Origin of the sequence: Parabacteroides caecihominis, assembly GCF_023656785.1 — a bacterium.
GTDB classification, from domain to species: Bacteria; Bacteroidota; Bacteroidia; order Bacteroidales; family Tannerellaceae; genus Parabacteroides; species Parabacteroides segnis.
The window spans coordinates 23,019-43,460 of the sequence record NZ_JAMOKS010000047.1; the positions used below are offsets into that span (position 1 = coordinate 23,019).

Annotated in this window: 12 protein-coding genes and 1 pseudogene; 9 read left to right on the forward strand and 4 right to left on the reverse strand. The window is 50.7% G+C overall.

What is annotated here, in order from left to right; translation table 11 throughout:
• Window positions 1-2: 2 nt before the first annotated feature.
• Genes NBH14_RS25610 through NBH14_RS25620 form a run of 3 tightly spaced genes read right to left on the reverse strand, consistent with a single transcriptional unit; the run spans window position 3 to window position 7,459 of the window.
• Window positions 3-4,310 (reverse strand): cobaltochelatase subunit CobN, encoded by a 4,308-nt coding sequence (locus tag NBH14_RS25610; protein WP_186961636.1) that lies wholly within the window; start codon window positions 4,308-4,310, stop codon window positions 3-5.
• A 26-nt stretch (window positions 4,311-4,336) separates the two neighbouring features.
• Window positions 4,337-6,469 (reverse strand): TonB-dependent receptor, encoded by a 2,133-nt coding sequence (locus NBH14_RS25615; RefSeq protein WP_250817851.1) that lies wholly within the window; start codon window positions 6,467-6,469, stop codon window positions 4,337-4,339.
• Window positions 6,470-6,487: 18 nt separating this feature from the next.
• On the reverse strand, window positions 6,488-7,459 hold the full coding sequence (locus NBH14_RS25620) for an HmuY family protein (protein WP_186961627.1): 972 nt from the start codon (window positions 7,457-7,459) through the stop codon (window positions 6,488-6,490).
• Between the two features lie 412 nt (window positions 7,460-7,871).
• On the opposite strand from NBH14_RS25620, the gene NBH14_RS25625 reads away from it, so the two are divergent.
• Genes NBH14_RS25625 through NBH14_RS25640 form a run of 4 tightly spaced genes read left to right on the forward strand, consistent with a single transcriptional unit; the run spans window position 7,872 to window position 13,784 of the window.
• On the forward strand, window positions 7,872-10,226 hold the full coding sequence (locus NBH14_RS25625; RefSeq protein WP_186961628.1) for a TonB-dependent receptor: 2,355 nt from the start codon (window positions 7,872-7,874) through the stop codon (window positions 10,224-10,226).
• A gap of 45 nt (window positions 10,227-10,271) precedes the next feature.
• Entirely contained in the window at window positions 10,272-11,684 is a 1,413-nt protein-coding gene (locus tag NBH14_RS25630) for a DUF4374 domain-containing protein (protein ID WP_186961629.1), read from the forward strand.
• Window positions 11,685-11,700: 16 nt separating this feature from the next.
• Window positions 11,701-12,531: an alpha/beta hydrolase gene (locus NBH14_RS25635; RefSeq protein ID WP_186961630.1), complete on the forward strand. Its 831-nt coding sequence runs from the start codon at window positions 11,701-11,703 to the stop codon at window positions 12,529-12,531.
• Complete coding sequence (locus tag NBH14_RS25640; protein ID WP_186961631.1) at window positions 12,528-13,784, forward strand: PepSY-associated TM helix domain-containing protein; 1,257 nt, start codon at window positions 12,528-12,530, stop codon at window positions 13,782-13,784. Before NBH14_RS25635 ends, NBH14_RS25640 begins: the two co-directional genes overlap by 4 nt.
• Window positions 13,785-14,083: 299 nt before the next feature.
• Here the strand turns inward: NBH14_RS25640 and NBH14_RS25645 are convergent, their stop codons facing one another.
• Entirely contained in the window at window positions 14,084-15,079 is a 996-nt protein-coding gene (locus NBH14_RS25645; RefSeq protein ID WP_250817853.1) for a helix-turn-helix transcriptional regulator, read from the reverse strand.
• Between the two features lie 111 nt (window positions 15,080-15,190).
• Here NBH14_RS25645 and NBH14_RS25650 point away from each other — a divergent pair, with 111 nt between their 5' ends.
• The 5 genes and pseudogenes from NBH14_RS25650 to NBH14_RS25670 all read left to right on the forward strand — a co-directional run.
• Window positions 15,191-16,015, forward strand: coding sequence for a class I SAM-dependent methyltransferase (locus NBH14_RS25650; protein ID WP_186961633.1), 825 nt, complete (start codon window positions 15,191-15,193; stop codon window positions 16,013-16,015).
• A gap of 12 nt (window positions 16,016-16,027) precedes the next feature.
• Window positions 16,028-17,824, forward strand: coding sequence for an ABC transporter ATP-binding protein (locus NBH14_RS25655; RefSeq protein ID WP_186961634.1), 1,797 nt, complete (start codon window positions 16,028-16,030; stop codon window positions 17,822-17,824).
• Between the two features lie 13 nt (window positions 17,825-17,837).
• A complete protein-coding gene (locus NBH14_RS25660; RefSeq protein ID WP_186961635.1) occupies window positions 17,838-19,574 on the forward strand; it encodes an ABC transporter ATP-binding protein in 1,737 nt (578 codons plus the stop codon).
• Window positions 19,575-19,663: 89 nt separating this feature from the next.
• On the forward strand, window positions 19,664-20,023 hold the full coding sequence (locus NBH14_RS25665) for a hypothetical protein (protein ID WP_250817855.1): 360 nt from the start codon (window positions 19,664-19,666) through the stop codon (window positions 20,021-20,023).
• A 92-nt stretch (window positions 20,024-20,115) separates the two neighbouring features.
• Window positions 20,116-20,442 (forward strand): annotated as a pseudogene (locus NBH14_RS25670) (IS3 family transposase); the annotation flags it as partial.

Below are 20,442 nucleotides of genomic sequence, written 5' to 3' on the forward strand. Positions count from 1 at the left end.
CGTTATTTTCTCCTTTTTCCCTTCCGGGTTCTTTTACGGATGAAGAATATAAGCAGGAAGATGACCGCCAGCCAGAAGAAGCTGATTAAAGCCAGGCTGAATGAAGAGATATTATCTCCCAACACCGATTCCTGGGTCTGCACGCTCTTGTCTTTCTTCAGCACCACTCCCTTATCATCGCCGGAGATGCTTTCGTTGCGGGCCGATTCAATCTTTCCCTGATATTGTTTGGCCGATTCTGCGGATAACTGTTCGCCGATAAACGTGCGCAACTTGGCATTGTCGCAAACGAAGCCACTGCAACCTGCATCATATTTCTCCACCAGCTCCGAATGAAGGGCGGCGATATTCCTCAACTGTTCCGGAGTTGCTTTCCAGTAACCTTTGCGGGCGGTTTCCATCATCACGGCAGTAGCTTCCTGCAAAGCTGCGGGGTTCTCACGTTCGAAGAACTCCCTGACACCGACATTCAGCTTGTCGTTCACAAACACGTCATAATACTGGTCCCAGATTTCATTGTCGATGGCTTTCGGCTTCATCACATTCCAGCCGTAGGTATTACGGATCGTTTCCGACATCGCGTTGGCTGCCGAAGCTCCCTCTTTCATCTGCTCCTTCATGTAAACCGGGTTGAACAGCGTTGAACGGGTCTCTACCCCGATAGCCGATTTCAAATCCTGTACACGGGCCTGGTGGCGGTTACGCAGGTCATTGAAATAAGCGTCGGGATCATTGCCGGTCACGTTGCGGACGGTCAGGCTGATACCGCCCATAAATTCATACACATGGTCGAGGCTGAGCGCTCCCCAGGTATTGCTCTGGCGGGGCTGCACGACAGCCTCCGTGTTTTGGAGGGCCGCTTCAAAGATTCCGGGTTTGAAACCACCGAAGTCTTTTTCGTTGCCGTAGGTGGCACCCATATTATTCAGGTAGACATTGGCTATCTCCGATTCGTTCTCCCAACGGTCGCCGCTTTCAACCATGGCTGTGATGCCGGTTCCATACATGCCGTTTGCACCGCCGAACACACGTTGTGTGGCGTATTCGCGTGCTTCCTTCGGAGAAAAACCTTTATCCAGCAGGACGCGTTCGGCATCGTTGCGGCCTTTGGCCACGTAGTTGTCGTCACCGCCGCCGGCAGCGGCTGCCATATCTACCGCCTTTTGTATCAGGGTAAGGCGGGAGGCGGCTACGTCACGCAACTGGCCGGAAGTCTGCACAACCACGTCCACACGCGGACGTCCCAGATCTTTGGTGTCGATCAGGCGGATATCCAGTACGCGGTTGAACTGGTCGCGTATCGGTTCGACGCCGAGCAGATAAAGTATCTCGCCGATTGTCGCTCCTTCGCTTTCAATGAAACTGCCGGACCAAAGGGTGAAACTAACTTTCTGCGGAGTGGCACCGCCGTGGTTTTTGGCATGTTCTGCCAGCATACGATTCGCCATCTCTTTTCCTTTTTCCCAGGCTGCTGGGGTGGGAGTCGCTTCAGCATTGATACCGTAAAGGTTACGTCCGGTGGGCAGCACGTTCGGGTCGGAAATGACATCGCCACCCGGGCTCGGAGCTACATAATGGCCGTTCAGGGCATTGATGAAGGCATCCAGTTCCATCTGCGGAGTATGGCGGAGGTATTCGCGATAGTTGTTTACATGCTGAATGGCCTGTTGGATATCCAACACGGCATTGGCAAACAAGAGTTGTTCGCGGGTAACAGTATCCATTTGCTGGGTAGCACCGCTTTTACCGTCTACCGGATGCTGTTTGCCGACTGTTGTATCGGCAGGCATCTGTTCGCCTTTCATCTTCTCTTCCAGCATCTTCTTGACAGCGTCCGGCATCTTTCCGGTTTTGGGGATTCCGGCGGGATGGCCGTGTCCCATCTTCGGTTTCTTACCGTCTTTGGACTCTTCCGTCATCTTTGACATCATCATAGCCATCATCCGGTTCATCTTCGGTTCGGCTGCTTTCTTGATTGCCTGTGCCTTCGCTACGGTTTCGGGAGAGACTCCCAGCCGGGCAAGCAAGGCCGGGTCGTTGGCCAGAGCCGGGTTATCCATCACCTGTTTGACGGCAAGCTGTGCTTTTGTACGGTAGTTATCGTTGAAGAAAGCCTGGTTTTCGATTTGCTTCCGGGTGACTTTCTTCTGTACCTCATCCAGGTTTGCCAAGCTGAAAGCGATCGGTTCCGTGCACATCAGTTTGACGGAAGAGGCAATCTTCGACTCTTCATACGGGACACCCAAGGTATACTGTCCGCCGACAATCTTTTCGGCACAGAGTTCTTCCGCAAAGTTTTCTATCTTTTCGATTTCGGCATCGGTATAGGCCTGCGTACGGAGACTGTCCAGCTGAAGGTCGCGATGCAATCCCATTTGTATCGCTTTGTTCTTAATCTTTCTGTTCAGCGATTCGTCACGCAGGTCGGTTGCCAGGTAACGTTTGATATCGTTCAATAAATCATCCACTTCCCAGCGAAGCCCTGTTTCAATAAACGGGGGAGTCAGGTGGGAGATGGTTGTCGCATAGCTGCGGCGTTTGGCTATCAATCCTTCTCCCACATCACTGATTGTATAGAGATAGAAATGGGGAAGCGAGCCAACCAGGCGGTCTGTCCAGTCGTCGGAAGACAGGGCGACCTGTTTGCCCGGTATAAATTCCAGGCTGCCGTGCGTACCGAAATGAATCATGGCATCCGCCTTGAAATCCTTCTGGACCCAGAGGTAAGAAGCGATATAATGGTGAGGAGGGACCTCGTTCGAACCATGCACGGCAGCAAAGGAGTTATCGCCTGTACCTTGTGTCGGCTGGGGTAAGAGAACGACATTCCCCAGGTCGATGCGGGTCACGGCAATCTGCTCGATACCGTCCGCTTCGCGGGTATAGAAATCTCCCAGTCCCCTGCCGTAATGGCTGACCAGCGTATCCTGCATAGCCGGAGAAAGGATATCTTCCAGCCAGGCGCTGTATTGCGGAGACGACACCCAAGCGGGATAACCGGAATCCAGGTATTTCTGAATATTCCCTTCGGCATAAGCGTTGAACACCGGTCCCTGCTCGTTGATCATCGCTTCGAAAGCCGTTTCCGTAGCGGGCAGGCTGGAGAGGTCGTAGCCTTCCGCTTTCAGTTTCTTCAGGAAATTATACAGCGAAGGAACGACTTCGAGTCCGGCAACCGTCATGGCATTCTTGCCCGGACCTTTATAATAATAGATAGCTATCTTTTTATCCTTGTTCGGGAGCGTCTGCAAGTTCAGATAATTGGCAACCATATCGGTGAACTGCGCGAGGCGGCCAGGGATATTCTTAAACAGATATAAGCCGTCTTTATCGATAAACTGTGCATTGAGGGCAAACGGGGCAATGCCGCCGTCGAGTTCGGGCATCACGATGCTCTGGCTCATAAAGCCGCCGGCCATACCGCGCTTATCTGCCATCCAGTTATCATAGGTATCGTTGATGGTGATCGGGCAAAACATCGGGACGTTATGCGCCTTCAGCCACTCCACCGCTTTCTCGCCCTGTCCCATCAACAAACGTCCGTGAGGCATATAGATCACAGCGGCTGGATTGATATCCTCCAATAGCTGAAGGCGACTGGCAAAACCGGATACGGGATAGACATTCATATTGCGCTGCTCCAGACTGACGATCAGGGAATCCAGATGGTCCTTGTTTGTATCGAACGGACCCGCCATCCCGACGATCAGTGCCACTTTCGGCGCATTTTCTTTATAGTAACCGTTTTCTTTATAATACTTCTCATAATCGGCTACGGTATCGAACACCCGTTCATCATCCAGGTGGAAAAGGACATCGGAACTGATCTCCACCGGTTCTTTGATCTCACCGGTAAAAAGGCTCTTTCCCGTCAGATCCTGACGGATATAGTTGAAGAGGCTGCGGTAATTGGCAGTACCTCCGTTCGACAGGTAATCGCCCACCCGTTTGTTTTGGATAGAATCCAGGCTGCTGATATTATTTACCGGGTCGGTTACGGCTGTCGAGAAGACAGGCACTTGCTTCGCCTTCAGTTTTTCGAGTACGGCCCGGTGTTCGTCTGTCATCCGGATACCCATACCGAAGACAAGGACGGCATCATACCGATTCAGCTGGTCGAAATCATCAATCGTCAGTTGCTTCAGGTCAATAAAACCAGTATCCAAGGATTTTGCCATTTTGGCTACCTGATAGTTGGGAAAGTTCACAAGGGCCACCTTCGTCGTACCGGCAACCCGGGCCCATATAAACCAGGCAACCAACACGACTGCTACTAGTGTTCCTGCAATTATTAAATTCCGTTTCATTATTTATTGGTTTGTTTTTGTTTACTTGCTTATCTGAACAGTTCGTCGATATTGACGGAAAGCCCGACCGTAAAGGTGGTACCCGGCGACATAGGCGAGTTGGCTGCAATATTATCCGACTTGTAATTAAAGATATTATCCACCGTCGCCTGAAGCATATAAGCTCCGAACAGACGTTGTGAAACCGTTACCCGCCAGTTCTGATAGCCGGCATAATGTACTGCGGTGAATTGATCGCCCGTGCTGTTCGCCTCATACGTATCCAGTTTGCTCAGGAAGCGGCCATTCAATGCCACATTCAGTTCATAATTCTTCCGTGTATATTCATAATTCAGTCCCAGCGTAGCCGAATGCGGACGGGTGGAAGAGACGTTGTATCCGTTTTGCTTCATATCCTCATGTACATACGCATAGGCCGCCTTGATGGTAAAGCCATACGGGCATTTCACAGCCAGGTTCGCATCCAGGCCGGCCAGCTTCGATTTGTCCACATTCCTGTAATAGGAGGTATCCCTGTCGGCGCTGAAGATAGTCGTGATCTTATCCTTTATATGATTGTAATAACCGATTACGGAGAAGTTCACCCGGTCGCGGGAATACTCGGCAGACAAGGAGAAATTATCGCTGATCTCCGGCTTCAGGTTCGGGTCACCGGCAATAATGAACATATTCATACCGCCCATATCCCATTCGGTCCACATCTCTTTCAGCGACGGGGCACGGAAACCGCGCGAATAGGAAGTACGAAATGTCAGCGGCTTGAGCTTATACATCAATGAGACATTCGGACTGACATGTGCTCCGAAAGAGTTGTAATAGTCCATACGTCCTCCATACACCAGATTGAACTGCTCCGTCACGTTGAAATCGTGCTGGGCATACAGAATATAGTCATTGGTAGCATGCGTATCGCCACTGAACTGGTAAGACATCAACTCGTCACGGAAGAACTCGGCTCCCCCGATCAGGGTATTGCCCGGCGTAAAGGAGTAGTTATACTGGGCACGCGCCGTATGCTGGGTGTTACGGTAATTCAATGAATCGACATCGTTCTTCGTGTAATGATCGTATTTGTTGTAGCGGTCCAACAGGTAGGAGACCGTCAGGTCCTGTTTATCCGAGATCAGATAATTCATGCGGACACTTCCGTTGTAATCGTGGTAACGGTCGGTTTTCTTGTCGTTCGCATTATCTGCCAGACGGGTGTAGAAACCGCCTTTTCCGGTCAGGGTGATCTTGTCGGATAGCTTCCACGACAGCTTTTCGTCGACGCTCAGATCTTTTCCACCATAGATGATGGCGGAGTCGGTGCGGGATGAATTTCTTAACATATAATGATCCCTGTTCTTGTACATGACGGAGGTCAGGCTGCTGACGTTTTTCTGCTTCGTGCCGATCGTCCCGCCGTAACGCTGTTCGTTGTTACTGCCGTAATAGCCGTTCACATTCACTTCGAGGGGTTTGGAAGGTTCCTTCGTAATGATGTTGACAACTCCTCCGATTGCACTCGAACCGTACAGGGCCGAGGCGGCGCCTTTCACGATCTCGATCCGTTCGATATGGTCGGCGTTGAGGCGGTTGTAATCCACGTTGTTGAGCGTTTCGCCCGCCATACGTTCGCCATCGATCAGGAAAAGCACATATTTGCCACTCATCCCCTGCATGTTGATAGCGATCTGTCCGTCCATCTGGCGGGTGAACTCCATACCCGGCAATTCCGTCGCCAGCAAATCCTGCACGGTGACGGCATTGAGTTTCTTTATGTCGGTAGCGGTGATTACACGAGTGATGACGGGAGCGTCTTTCAGCAACTTCGGCGTGCGGGTAGCCGTAACGGTTACTTCATTCAGGTTGAGAGCATCTTCTTTCAGACGGAAGTTAATGGTCGTGTCGCCACTCAGGAAGACACGTTGCTCGAAAGGAGCGAAACCGGCGTATTTAATGAGAAGGCGGTATTCGCCGGGCTTCGGAATCACCAGACGATAGTTGCCGTCGAGATCGGAGGCCGTACCGTGGGTGGTGCCTTTCACCAGGATATTGGCATAAGGCAATGTTTCCCCCTTTTCATCGGTTATACAACCGGAAACCTGTCGGGGAGGTTCATTCGCCGACAGGTTTCCGGTTATTAATATTGATACGAGGATCAATAATATCGTTTTCATATAAGAAAATAGAGTTTGTTACTTGAAAGGATATACGTAATCAAAAGAGATATGGCCCTTCACATCAGCGTCGTTTGAATAATCGGTGAATTTGATCTTTGCGTATTCGCCAGATTTCAGTTTGATGACGTAAACTTTATTGCTCATCGTCCAGTTTGCCGGCGTAGGAGGCATAGGTACGGAACTGAATTCGATACCTTTGTTCAATACTTCATTGATATTGGAAGTAGCATATCCTACCTTATTATTCATCATACCGGAATTATCGATGATAAGACTGTCTGTTTTGATATCAGCCACATAACCACTGGAAGGAATAGCTGTCACCTTTTTAATATCTGATTCAGTTGTTTCTACAGCCGAGGCACCATTTGTCTTTACATCATAACGATGAAGGGCGATATCCCAGTTGAAAGAAGTTTCGTCGATGCCGGTACGAGTTTCGATGATACCTTTATAAGTGGTAGTGATAGGCATCGGCATACCTGTAGGTTGTATCAATATCGTTATATTGATACTGTCAAGTGAAATATTACCAGTGGTTGGAGTAACAGTCATGCCGCTAACAGCCATTTCACCACCAGCCAAATCCCAACCGATAGAATCCGCTGCAATCTTCGCACCTGCAGTAAATTTACTTATAGTTCTGCCTGCAAGGGAAAATTCATCCACAGTAATACTAACTGAATCTTTGGAAATGCGACCTACTTCCAGTTTCAAATTTGTTACAGTTCCCTGATCTTGCCCCATTACCGTTCCTGAAATATCTCCTTTATAAGTTCCTGCCACCGGCTCAATCTCATGAGCAACCGATGTGCCATCCTTAAAACTAAAATACATCCATTTATCATAAGCTGTAGCATCGAGCATCACATCTTTCACAGTCTCTTCTGTATCTCCGCCCCCATTGTCGTCATCATCGCTACAAGCGGAAAAAACAGTTAAAGAGCTGATGAATAATACAGCTAATAAGTAAAAATTCTTTTTCATTGCGTTACTATTATTTTATAAATACCTTTTGTGGCAGCAAAGTTCCGGTTTTATAAAAAGATGTGAAATCCCTAAAGAGAGGTAAAAAGTACCCATCCAGCTACCTATTCCTAGGTATTCAATATATAGTTTAAGAAAAAACGTGTCAATAAAGGTAAGTCAGTTATTATCAGACTTTAGTATTTGCTTATAGTAACTAGTTGTAACAGATTTCTATCTTGAGAGAGAATAAGGAGTGTGTTAAAGCAAATCCTGAATACTCGTACCTATATATAGTTATTTTCCCCTTTCCCTCATACTTCTTTTTTACCTATAATCGGTGATTGATGCGCTTTCCTTTTCACCCGACCTTTGCAGCAGTTTAATTAATGGCAAAAAGATTTAGACATTGAAAGCGATATTTAACACACTTATGTTTGCATTACTCCTTGTATTTCTGCCGGTCGCGGCTAAAGCACAACGTGAGGCAATGATTTCAGGGAAGATATTATCAACGGAAAAAGAGATTGTTGATTTTGCAACAGTCTATCTGAAAGGTACCAACTACGGGGGAACAACGAATGAAGAAGGTATCTACCATCTCAAAGCTCCCGCAGGAAATTATACACTAGTCGTATCCGCCATCGGCTATAAAACAGTTGAAAAGCAAGTCAGGCTTATCAACGGCGAACGCGTAAAACAAAATATCACCATCACCCCGCAAGTGGAAGAACTGGACGAAGTCGTAGTCGTTTCCAACGGCATCAGCCGCCTGAAACGTTCGGCCTTCAACGCTATAGCCGTAGATACCAAGGAGCTGCAAAACTCCACCAAAAGCCTGAGCGACGCACTCGCCAAAGCACCGGGCATGAAACTCCGCGAATCGGGCGGTGTAGGCTCGGACATGCAGCTGATGCTCGACGGTTTCAGCGGAAAGCATGTGAAGGTCTTTATCGACGGCGTGCCGCAGGAAGGTGTAGGCAGTTCGTTCGCCCTGAACAATATACCGGTCAATTTCGCCGAACGCATCGAAGTATATAAAGGAGTAGTCCCCGTCGGTTTCGGAACGGATGCCATCGGCGGCGTTGTCAATATCGTGACGAACAAGAAACGCCGTAACTGGTTCCTCGATGCCTCCTATTCTTTCGGGTCGTTCAATACGCACAAATCATACGTCAACTTCGGACAGACACTGGATAACGGTTTCACATACGAAATCAATGCTTTCCAGAACTATTCGGACAACGATTACTATGTGGATGCCCCGGTAAAGGATTTCGAAACGGGACGTCTCGACACGGATAAGAAAGAACGAGTGAAACGCTTCAACGACACCTTCCATAACGAAGCCATCATCGGAAAGCTGGGATTTGTCAACAGGAAATGGGCCGACCGCCTGTTGTTCGGTTTCACTTATTCCAATATGTACCAGGATATACAGACGGGCGTACGCCAGAACACGGTTTACGGCGAGAAACACCACAAAGGCCATTCCCTGATGCCGTCGCTGGAATACAACAAACGCAACCTGTTCACCGATGGTCTCGACCTGGTATTCACCGCCAATTACAACAAGAACCTGACGACCAACGTGGATACCTCCGCCTACGAATATAACTGGGCAGGCGACAAGCACCTGATGAACTCACGCGGCGAACAGTCCTACCAGCACACCCGTTCGGACAACAACAACTGGAACGGTACGGTCACCCTCAACTACCGCATCGGCAAGGCACATATGTTTACGTTCAACAACGTACTGACCGCCTTCCGCCGCTCCAACACCTCCCTGCTGACAAACGAGGAACTGACGGATGCCATCGACAAGGAGACACGCAAAAACATTGCCGGCCTCTCTTACCGCCTGATGCCGTCAGAACATTGGAACCTGTCTGTCTTCGGAAAGCATTACAACCAGTATGTAGCCGGTCCGATAGCAACTGATAACACAAGTTCAGAATATGTCCGCACCTCCCGCAGCGTCAACTCGATGGGATACGGGGCCGCCGGTACCTACTTCGTACTGCCGGGTTTGCAGGCCAAACTGTCTTATGAAAAAGCCTACCGCCTGCCTACCATCGAGGAAATGTTCGGAAACGAAGACCTTGAGATGGGCGACATGGGCATCAAACCGGAAAACAGCGACAACTTGAACCTGAATGTCAGCTACAACAAAGCATTCAACAAACATAACGTATATGTGGAAGGCGGTTTGATTTACCACAACACCAAAGACTATATCCAGCGTAACATCACCGACCTGAGCGGCGGCAAACAGGCGGCAAGCTACATCAACTACGGCAAGGTGCTGACCAAAGGCTATAACATCTCCGCCCGTTACAGCTTTGCTAACTGGCTGAGCCTGGGTGGAAACTATACGCAGATGAATGTCCGCGACAACCAGAAAACGGCCATCAGTAACGGCGCAAACAATATCGCCTATAAACAGCGTATGCCGAACCTGCCGTACCGTTTCGCCGACTCCGACGTGACCTTCTACTGGCGTAACCTCTGGAAGAAAGGGAACACGCTGATAATGACTTACGACAATCAGTACCTGCATAGCTTTACCTATTATTCTTCCATCATCGGTTCGAATAAAGGCGAATATGTAGTGCCGAACCAGTTCTCACACAACCTGACTCTCTCTTACAGCCTTCAGAACGGACGTTACAACATCTCGTTCGAGTGCCGCAACTTCACGGACGAAAAGCTGTACGACAACTTCAGCCTGCAAAAAGCAGGACGGGCATTCTACGGAAAAGTCCGTGTCTATCTAGGTAATTAATCTCTCTAAAAATAAATAGTAATAAACAATATTAAAACAAACAAGATGAAGAAGAATTTCTTTTTAACAGGCCTTTTCGCAACTGCAATGGCCGGACTGACACTGACAGCGTGTGACGACGACCCATCTACCGGCGGCGGTGATGGCGGTGATGATGACAACAACGCAGAATACGTAATCGCAGCCTCTGTAACGGCTTCCGGAAATACAACCAATGTGCTGGTCAACGCCGAATCGTTGGACGAAGGTACCGTTACGACCATCAACAACGGCGTTGTGAACGACGGTGCAACCTACTGGGTATTCTTCAAGGAACAATATCTCTACGCCCTGACCTACAACCAGGGAGAAGCCGGCGGAACCCGCTCGTATATCATGGATGCCAGCGGCGAACTGAAGAAACGTTCTGCCGAGTTCGGTGTAAAGCGTTTTACCACCTATGGCATCTACGACAAATATATCATGACCTCTTCTACCGGTGACGGTCCTACGGAATGGAACGACGAAAACGGTTACACTCCGAAAGTATTCCTGCTTTCTTACCTGGACCCGGCAGCCGAAACATTCACCACCAACGATACGCAGAACAAAGCCTATTTGTCTGAAAACTTCCTGGGTAACGGTGAATACGTAACCCTGTCCGGTATGCTGGAACACAACAACAAGATTTACACAGCTGCCGTTCCGATGGGTCTGAGCCAGTACGGTACAAAAGACCAGAACGGCAAATGGGTATTGCCGGGCAACGAAGACCTGGTGAAGAAAGAATCGGGCGGTTCCAACAGCAGCGCCTACAAGAAAGACGAATTGCAGTGGACACAGTATCCGAACGAATGCTGGGTAGCCATCTTCGACGATGCAACCATGACCAGCAAGAAACTTATCAAAACAGACAAAATCAGTTATGCCGCAGGCCGTAACAAATCCCAGTATTACCAAATGATCTGGGCAGCCGACAACGGTGACGTATATGTATTCTCGCCGAGCTTCGCAAAGACGATGACCGATGCCCGCCAGAAGACAACGCTGCCCGCCGGTGTCGTTCGTATCCCCAGCGGAAGCACTGAGTTCGACGATTACTACTGCAACCTGGAAGCCCTGACCAACGGTAACTCTTTCCTCCGAAGCTGGCATATCGCAGACGATTATTTCATGTTGCTGATGTACGACAGACCTCTCACTGAAACAGGCTATGTAGCCAACCAGTTGGCTATCTTCAAGGCCGGAGACAAGAAGCTGACATACGTAACAGGTCTTCCTTCAACCGACCAGATTTCCGGCTTCGGCAACCAACCGTATGTTGAAAAAGGCAACGCTTACGTAACCGTTACCTTCAACGAAGGCGGCGGCAACCCGGCTATCTACAAAATCGACCCGGCAACAGCCCAGGCAACAAAAGGTCTGACAATCGAAGCTACACAGGTGAGCGGTGTCGGTAAACTGGCGGCTGCGAAGTAAACAATAACAACGAAAGATGATTCGTATTTATATCTTTCTTATACTCCTCCTGCTCCCGCTAACCATGCGGAGCCAGGAGGATATTTGTATAGGCAAGAAACAGTCTCTCCACTCTGCCGTATTAAATGAGGAACGGAACTACTGGATACACCTTCCCGCCGGCTATGAGCAGGATACAACGAAAAGATATCCGGTCATCTATCTGCTCGACGGAGACGCTTTCTTTCATTCGCTGGTAGGAATCAGCCGGACATTTACAACGGTCAGAGGCAAATACCTCCCGGAAAGCATCATCATCGGCGTGCTCAACGTCGACCGGACACGCGACCTGACGCCGACAGCCTCGGCAGCGGGACGGGACGGCCGGATTGCCCCGGATGCCACTCCCCAGGGCGGCGGAAGCGAAACATTCAGCCGCTTCCTGACCGAAGAGCTCCGCAGCGTTATCGACAGCACCTGCCGGACGAACGGAAAGAATATGCTGATAGGCCATTCCTACGCGGGACTGTTCACCCTGAACACCTTCCTCCGCCATACGGAGCTGTTCGACACCTATCTGGCTGTCGACCCGAGCCTGTGGTGGGACCAGGGCAGCTTATCGCAGGAAGCTGCCGCATGGGTTGAAGGGAAAGACTTCACGGGTAAAAGCCTGTACATCGGCGTCGCTTCGAAGAAACGGACCGACCGGGTGGACATCCACCTCAACAAAGTAAACCACCTCCTCACGGAGGTATTGCCGCAGGCGAAAAACCTGCGTTTCTTTCATAAATCATTCCCCGAAGAGAACCACGGAACAGTTGCAATTCCGGGAATATACGACGGGATAAAACAATTATTCGGAAAATGAGAAAACTCTTTGCTAAAATACATCTATGGTTATCCATACCCTTCGGTATCATCATCGCCATTATCTGCCTGACAGGGGCAATACTGGTATTTGAAACGGAGATACAGGAACTTTGCCACCCTTCCCACTACTTCGTAAAAGAGGTGAAGGGCGAACCGCTCCCGCCGGCCGCATTGATAGAATCAGCACGTCGGCAGCTCCCCGACTCCATTAAGATAAACGGCATCCGCGTCACTCCCGACCCGAAACGTACCTACCAACTGGTGCTGCCGGGCAAAAAGGCCGCCGCCTTCATCGACCCTTACACCGCAGAAGTCACCGGCATCAACGACGGACAGGGTTTCTTCATGCAGATGATGCGCCTCCACCGCTGGTTGCTCGACTCCTATAAACGCGACGGCAGCTTTTCACTGGGGAAAGCGCTTGTGGGATACTCCACACTCATACTGGCCATCATTCTGATAAGCGGTATTGTCATCTGGTATCCCCGTAACAGGAAGGCATTGAAGAATCGCCTGAAAATAAAGGCGAACGCCGGCTGGTACCGTTTCTTCTACGACCTGCATGTGGCGGGAGGCTTTTACTCCACCCTGCTTCTGCTCGTCCTGACACTCACCGGGCTGACCTGGTCGTTCGGTTGGTACCGAGATGCGTTCTATACGGCTTTCGGCGTAGAGACAACCCAGCCGCAGGCACATGCTCCGGCCCCTTCCGCCCAACAGGAACAGCCCGAAGATAAAAAGCCGGGGGAAAGAGGCCGCGGAGAAAGAGGTTCAGACGATAGAGGTGCAAACGACAGACCTGCCGGCGAAAAACGGGAAGGAAACAGGGAGAGAGGCGGCCATCCGGAACGTTCCGGTTCTTCTGAAAGAAAAGAAAGACAACAGAAAAGAACGGATTATACAGTCTGGGCGAACGTTCTATCGGATTTGCAGCACCGCTATCCGGCATACAACTCCATCACCATCCAGGACGGTTCAGCTTCCGTCTCCGCTGCCCGATACGGTAATACCCGGGGTAGCGACCGTTACACATTCGATGCGACAACGGGCCAAATCACCGATATCCAGTTATACAAAGACCTGCCCAAATCAGGAAAGATAAGAGGCTGGATATATTCCGTGCATGCCGGCACCTGGGGTGGCATGACAACAAAAATCCTGAGCTGCCTGGTGTCTTTCCTCGGTGCAGTCTTCGCCATAACCGGTTATTATTTCTGGATTAAAAAGAAGATGCGGAAAAGGAAGAAATAAAGGGTCACTCGATTCATCATTTGGCAGATTTGAATGTTTTAGTGTCGCTGCTTGTCCTGAAAGGACTAACTGTGAATAGCCCCCGGTGAAGCCGGGGGATTCAATATCAGCCGGATGGTACGTCCCCGAAGGGGGCGAACAACATGCTATGGTTGAACCCCTTCGGGTAGGGGCTCACCGATTGGGTCCCATTATATTCCCCCGGCTTCACCGGGGGCTATTCACAATTGAACCCTTCGGGTCCACAATGTCGCTAAATGACTCAATTTTTTCTAAATCCACGTCTATTTATACCCACCCTACGCTTTCATCCTGTATTCCGAAGGGGATATATTGTACTTCCGTTTAAATGCCGTACAGAAATGCGTCTGATAATCGTAGCCGACCAGGCTTGCCACTTCGGCAATCGTCTTGTTGGTATCCAGCAGGTAATGCACCGCCATATTCATCCGGTAATCGAAGAGGTAGTTGAACACCGTGCTATGAAACGCCTGCTTGAAACCGGCTTTCAGCGTACATTCGTTTGTCCCGACACGGAGAGCCAGGTCGCGCAGGGAAGGCGGATTGAGATATTCGGAGCAGATGATATCGCGTGCCTGATAAATCTTATCGCGTTCGGACGATGTCAGGCTATTCTCTTTTTCCAATCCCTTGCCTTTTGTCTCGCGAATGAAAAGCGAGAGGCATTCAATCACTTTGGCTTCGAGATACATCGGTGAGGCATTCCCCATCATACGCGACAGTTCGATATCGTTCAATGCCGTATCGAGCGTGACCGGGACCGGTATATTCTCAGGGGCCATAAAGAATGTCTCGCCGTTATCGAGGCGAAGGTAAGCGTTCTCGAAATATTCGGGGTAGCGTTCGGACAGGTGGCGAAAGAAAGCGGGCGATATCAGGACGTTGGTCATGCCGAAAGTATCTCCCCGGTAAAAGTGGTTGCGCTCTTCGCGGTGACCGGAACTGACCATCATATTCGTATGACCTTTTGCCCAGATGCGCCTGTCGCGCGTCTCCGAGAGGAAGCATTCGACCGTTCCCTGCCGCACGAAAGAGAGACCGAGGAAGGGACAATTCACATTGCGGGAATACATATAGCAGTCTTCCTTGCAATGTACCAGGTAGTTGGCGACGTTGAAGTCCCTGCATTTGAACTCCGAGATGCTATACGTCAGCAATTCATTCCCCATATTCCAGCTTTGTTCTTCAAGGCTACCGGTGCCGTTAGTGGAAAAGTAGCTTATATCGGGTACTTCCAAAGCAATCGTGTCTCTCCTGCGAGACGAAAGTTCCATCTGCATCATTTATTCCGTCAGATTAAAAAGGGATTCCCTTTCGCGTAAATAATTCGATAGCAAATATCAGACCTTTGCAGCAGATAATCAATCCCTAAAAATAGGTATATTATGAATAAAATAAAACCCGGGATTAAGGACAACATAGCAGAAACCTTGTTCATCCCCTTACTTTCACGTGCCTACGAAAGCCGCCGAAAAGATGCGATAGTAAAAGATCTGATGGCTTGCGAACTGGTTGAGAAAATAGATTACGACTTCGCTAAGTTCGGCAAAATCTCGATGAGTACGGCGGGTACTGCCATCCGTCTGCGCCGTTACGACCGGCTGGTCCGCTGGTTCATCGACCGGACGGCAGACGAAGAGCCGGTCATCGTGCTGATAGGCTGCGGACTGGATACGCGCTACCAGCGTGTTCCCAACCGCGAGCGGGCAACCTTCTACGAACTCGACCTGCCCGAAGTGATCGAGCTGCGCGAAAAGCTATTCCCTATCTCAAAGAACGACATCAACATCAAAGGGTCCATGCTCGATACAGACTGGATGGAGATGTTGAAAGAGAAGCATCCGCACAGCCGTTTCCTCTTCCTGGCGGAAGGGGTGATGATGTATTTCGAAGAGGAGCAGGTGAAATCGGTCGTCAGGAATATTGCCGCGCGTTTCCCCGGGAGCGAGATTTATTTCGACTTCGTCAGCAAATGGGCCGCCCGCAATTCCGACAAACATGAGTCGGTGAAACGCACGAAAGCCCGTTTCCATTTCGGACTGAACGACCCGCACACGGTCGAAGGATGGGTGCCGGGACTGAAACTAATCGAACGCTTCTACTTCGTCTCCGAAGAAAAAAAACGCTGGGGACTGCCCGGCCTGATTATGTGGCTGGTTCCGGCTTTGCATAAATCATTCGGGATAGTGGGATATAAGGTTGCTGAATAAACGAAAGAATATATGAAGAAACAAAAGAAGAAAGGCCTGCTGCGCCTGTTTGAGATTGCGGGCGAAAAGAAAGGGCTGCTGATACTGGCCGGCTTCCTGTCGGCGATAAGTGCCTGCTGTATGCTGGTCCCCTATCTGTCGGTGTATCAGGTGCTGAATGAATTATTGAGGAATGCCGGGAACGTGACGGCTTCGGACGATGCCAGCATGATTCGCTGGGCATGGATTGCCTTTGCCGGGTTGGCGGCCGCCCTGTTGCTGCTTTACGGCTCGCTGATGGCTTCGCACATGGCAGCGTTCCGTATCCTTTACGGACTGCGCGTCAGGCTTTCGGAACATATCGGACGGTTGCCGCTGGGCTACCTCAACGGGACATCGACCGGAGCTATCAAGAAAGCGCTCGAACAGAATGTGGAAAAGATTGAGAACTTCGTGGCGCATACCATCCCCGACCTGGTGAATGCGGCAACGACGGTCATCGTCATGTTCGTCATCTTTTTCAGCCTGAACGGGTGGATGGCGGCGGTCTGCCTGCTGGCTATCGTGGCGGGGATATCCGTGCAGTTCAGCATGATGTTCGGAAAGAAGGCGCAGGAGTTCTTCAAGATGTATTTCGATACGTCGGAGCAGATGAGCGCGTCGGCCGTGCAATATGTCAGGGGGATGCCGGTGGTGAAGATATTCGGGCAGACGGTGGAGTCGTTCCGCCAGTTCAGCAAATCCATCTACCGGTTCAAGGAATATGCGCTGAATGTCTGCGACGCTTACCAGCCGGGGATGGTGACGTTCGTCGTGCTGCTCAACTCGCTCGTCACCTTCATCATTCCGGTCGGCCTGCTGCTGCTCGACGGGCAGCCGGGCAATATCGCGCTGGCAGCCGTCTATCTCTTCTTTATTATATTGGGGCCGGGCGTCTCCTCCCCCTTCTACCGGCTGACCTTCCTGGCATCGAATACCCGGGAGATAGACGAAGGGGTGAACCGCATCGACGCCATCTTTGCCGAAAAGCCGGTGCCCGAACCTGCCACTCCTCAGCGGCCAAAGGGGCACGACGTCACTTTCGATAATGTCAGTTTCTCTTACGAAAACAAGCAGGAGAAGACACGGACGGAGGCGCTGAAGCATATCAGCTTTACGGCCCGGGCGGGCGAGATAACCGCGCTGGTCGGTCCTTCCGGCAGTGGCAAATCGACCATCGCCAACCTGATTCCCCGCTTCTGGGACGTCAGCGAAGGCAGTATCCGGATTGGCGGGGCGGATATCCGGAATATCCCTTCCGAAGCGTTGATGGACCAGGTCTCTTTCGTCTTCCAGGACACCTTCCTCTTCTTCGATACCTTATATGAAAATATCCGTGTCGGGAAAGACGGTGCCACCGAAGAACAGGTCATCGCCGCCGCCCGTGCCGCCCAGTGCGACGATTTCATCCGCAGGTTGCCGCAAGGATACCAGACATTGATTGGCGAAGGCGGCGTCTATCTGTCCGGCGGGGAAGCGCAGCGGGTAGCCGTGGCACGTGCCATCCTGAAGAACTCCCCTATCCTGGTGCTCGACGAGGCGACTGCCTTTGCCGACCCGGAGAATGAATATAAGATGCAGCTCGCCATCCAGGAACTGATTAGGGAAAAGACGGTTATCATCATTGCCCACCGCCTCTCCTCCATCATTTCCGCCAACCGGATTATCGTGCTCAGAGAGGGGGAAATCGCGCAACAGGGCATCCACTCCGAATTATCCGTCGCCGAAGGATTATACAAACAGATGTGGGATGCCTACACGGACGCTTTTCAATGGACATTAAAGAAATAAGGAGACAACAAGAATGAATGCACTTCAAAATATAACAATCGGACATACGGAACGGCTCAGGAAACCGGTCGGCTACACCCTCCTGTCCAACCTGGTCAACATCGTTCCTTTCATGCTTTCGATAGAAGCGGTGAACATAATCTTCAAAGCCTTTGACGGCAGCGGCAGCGGACTCGACACGACCCGCCTGTGGGTTATCTTCGGCATCCTGGTAGGGTATATGCTGGTGATGGCCGTCGCCGAACGCCAGTCGTACCGGCATAACTTCCGCGGCGCTTACAAGATGAGTGCCGACGGCCGGATACAGTTGGCCGAACATCTGCGCCGCCTGCCGTTGGGGTCTTTGTTCCGCCACGACCCCGGCTCACTTGCCAGCATGATAATCAGCGATTTCACGCTGGCCGAAACGGGTATCTCCCACCATCTGCCCCAACTGATGGGAGCTTTGGTGATGCCTGTGCTCGCTTTCTTCGGGTTGCTATGGGTTGACTGGCGCATGTCGGTGGCCATGTTTATCGCGCTTCCGCTCGCCATCCTGGTACTGACGGGAAGCACCCGGATACAATACAGCCTGAGCCGCCGGCAGATAGAGGCCAAAGTGAATGCGGGCAGCCGCCTGGAAGAGTACCTGCAAGGCATCCGCGTCATCAAGGCTTACAACCTGCTGGGCGGGAAGTTCGAACGTCTGCAAAAAGCCTTTGCCGACCTACGCCGGGCAAGCATGCGCCTGGAAGCCCTGATGGGGCCGTTTATCTTACTGTCTATCACGCTGGTCCGCGCCGGTCTGACGCTGATGATTCTTTGCGGGGCGTATCTGCTGGTAGGCGGACAGCTGAGCCTGCTCACGTTCGTGATGTTCCTGATTGTCGGCTCCCGCGTCTTCGACCCGCTGACATCGGCACTGACCAACTTCGCCGAGTTCCGCTATTTCTCCATTGCCGGCGGTCGCATCCTGAACCTGATGCGTGAACCGGAAATGACAGGAAAAAAGGAAAGTCCCGAACACGGGGATATCACTTTCGAGCAGGTATCGTTCGGCTATGGGGAGAAGGAGATATTGCATGATGTGTCGCTGACGCTGAAAAGGGGTTCGCTCACGGCTCTCGTCGGCCCGTCGGGAAGCGGGAAAAGCACGTTGATGAAGTTATGCGCCCGTTTCTATGACCCGCAGAAAGGGAAAGTGATGCTGAACGGGCAGGACATGAAGGAGCTGGAACCCGAATCCCTGATGAGGCATATCTCGATGGTCTTCCAGGACGTTTACCTGTTCCAGGATACGATAAAGAACAATATCCGCTTCGGCAAATCGGATGCGACCGACGAAGAAATAGAAGCCGCTGCCCGCAAAGCCTGCTGCCACGATTTCATCATGCGCCTGCCGGGTGGTTACGACACGATGGTCGGTGAAGGGGGTTGTACCCTCTCCGGCGGAGAGAAACAGCGTCTCTCCATCGCCCGCGCCATCCTGAAAGAGGCTCCCATCGTCCTGCTGGACGAAGCGACCGCCTCCCTCGACCCGGAAAACGAAGTGGAAGTGCAGAAAGCCATCAACACCCTGATTGAGGGCCGCACCGTCATCGTCATCGCCCATCGCCTGAAAACCATCCGCAATGCCGACAAAATCATCGTCCTCGAAGACGGCTGCATCGCCGAACAAGGGAGGCATGATGAATTACTCCGTAACCAAGGACTTTACCACAAGCTATGGACGATACAAGAAAAGACGATTGGATGGAAATTACAATACTAAGCTAACGGTCAGTCAATTACAGTTTCCTCGTAGTTACCCTCTTTGGAATGTCTTTTTGTAAATAAGGTTGACTCTTTAAAGAATCAACAATGAAAAAGAAGAATTATTATCAAGAGAGAGAGCATCATCTGATGTGTCATGAGATTTATCGCCTTCGTGTAGTAGAAGGCCTGGAAGTCGCCGCGATAGTAGAAAAACTGTGTATAAGTCGTTCTCGAGTTTACCGTGCATTAACTATCTTTGAGGTTGATAACCCCCAAAAAGCAGCAATGATGAAGAAACAAGGTAAAGAGGTAACAGAGGAAGATTACAAAAAGTTACTGGGTGAGATCGCCTCTCTCAAGAAGGATTTAACTCAGGAACGCCTTCGGGCTGACTTTTACGAAGAAATGGTGGCCTTTGGCAAAGAAGTTTATGGTATCGACCTAAAAAAAGCTGGCACCAAGTAGCATCCAGGCTTCACACCAGGGACAAGAGGCTTTACGGCATTGTCCCTATGTGTCGTCTGCTTGGTGTAAGTAAACAAGCCTACTATAAACATGTGGATAAATTAATGTTCAAATTAGCCAGGGAATCCTTTGTGATTGAATTTATTAAAGAAGTACGTCAGAAAGCTCCCGGCATCGGTGGCAATAAGCTTTGGTTGATGTACCGTCGCAGGTTCGGAGAAGAACACAGCGTTGGCTACAATCGTTTCTATGACATCATAGAACGATATGGCTTGAAAGTACGTAAGCGCAGGCGGCGTATTGCAACCACGGACTCCAACCACGACCTTCCGCTTTATCCGAATCTGGTTAAAGAGTTGATACCCAATCGCCCTTGCCAGTTGATAGTTAGCGACATAACCTATATACCTCTTTGGGTA

Coding starts and splice junctions, on each gene's coding strand:
- NBH14_RS25615 (WP_250817851.1), bottom strand. CDS start 6,469: ATGAAAACGATATTATTGATCCTCGTATCAATATTAATAACCGGAAAC.
- NBH14_RS25620 (WP_186961627.1), bottom strand. CDS start 7,459: ATGAAAAAGAATTTTTACTTATTAGCTGTATTATTCATCAGCTCTTTA.
- NBH14_RS25625 (WP_186961628.1), top strand. CDS start 7,872: ATGTTTGCATTACTCCTTGTATTTCTGCCGGTCGCGGCTAAAGCACAA.
- NBH14_RS25630 (WP_186961629.1), top strand. CDS start 10,272: ATGAAGAAGAATTTCTTTTTAACAGGCCTTTTCGCAACTGCAATGGCC.
- NBH14_RS25635 (WP_186961630.1), top strand. CDS start 11,701: ATGATTCGTATTTATATCTTTCTTATACTCCTCCTGCTCCCGCTAACC.
- NBH14_RS25640 (WP_186961631.1), top strand. CDS start 12,528: ATGAGAAAACTCTTTGCTAAAATACATCTATGGTTATCCATACCCTTC.
- NBH14_RS25645 (WP_250817853.1), bottom strand. CDS start 15,079: ATGGAACTTTCGTCTCGCAGGAGAGACACGATTGCTTTGGAAGTACCC.
- NBH14_RS25650 (WP_186961633.1), top strand. CDS start 15,191: ATGAATAAAATAAAACCCGGGATTAAGGACAACATAGCAGAAACCTTG.
- NBH14_RS25655 (WP_186961634.1), top strand. CDS start 16,028: ATGAAGAAACAAAAGAAGAAAGGCCTGCTGCGCCTGTTTGAGATTGCG.
- NBH14_RS25660 (WP_186961635.1), top strand. CDS start 17,838: ATGAATGCACTTCAAAATATAACAATCGGACATACGGAACGGCTCAGG.
- NBH14_RS25665 (WP_250817855.1), top strand. CDS start 19,664: ATGAAAAAGAAGAATTATTATCAAGAGAGAGAGCATCATCTGATGTGT.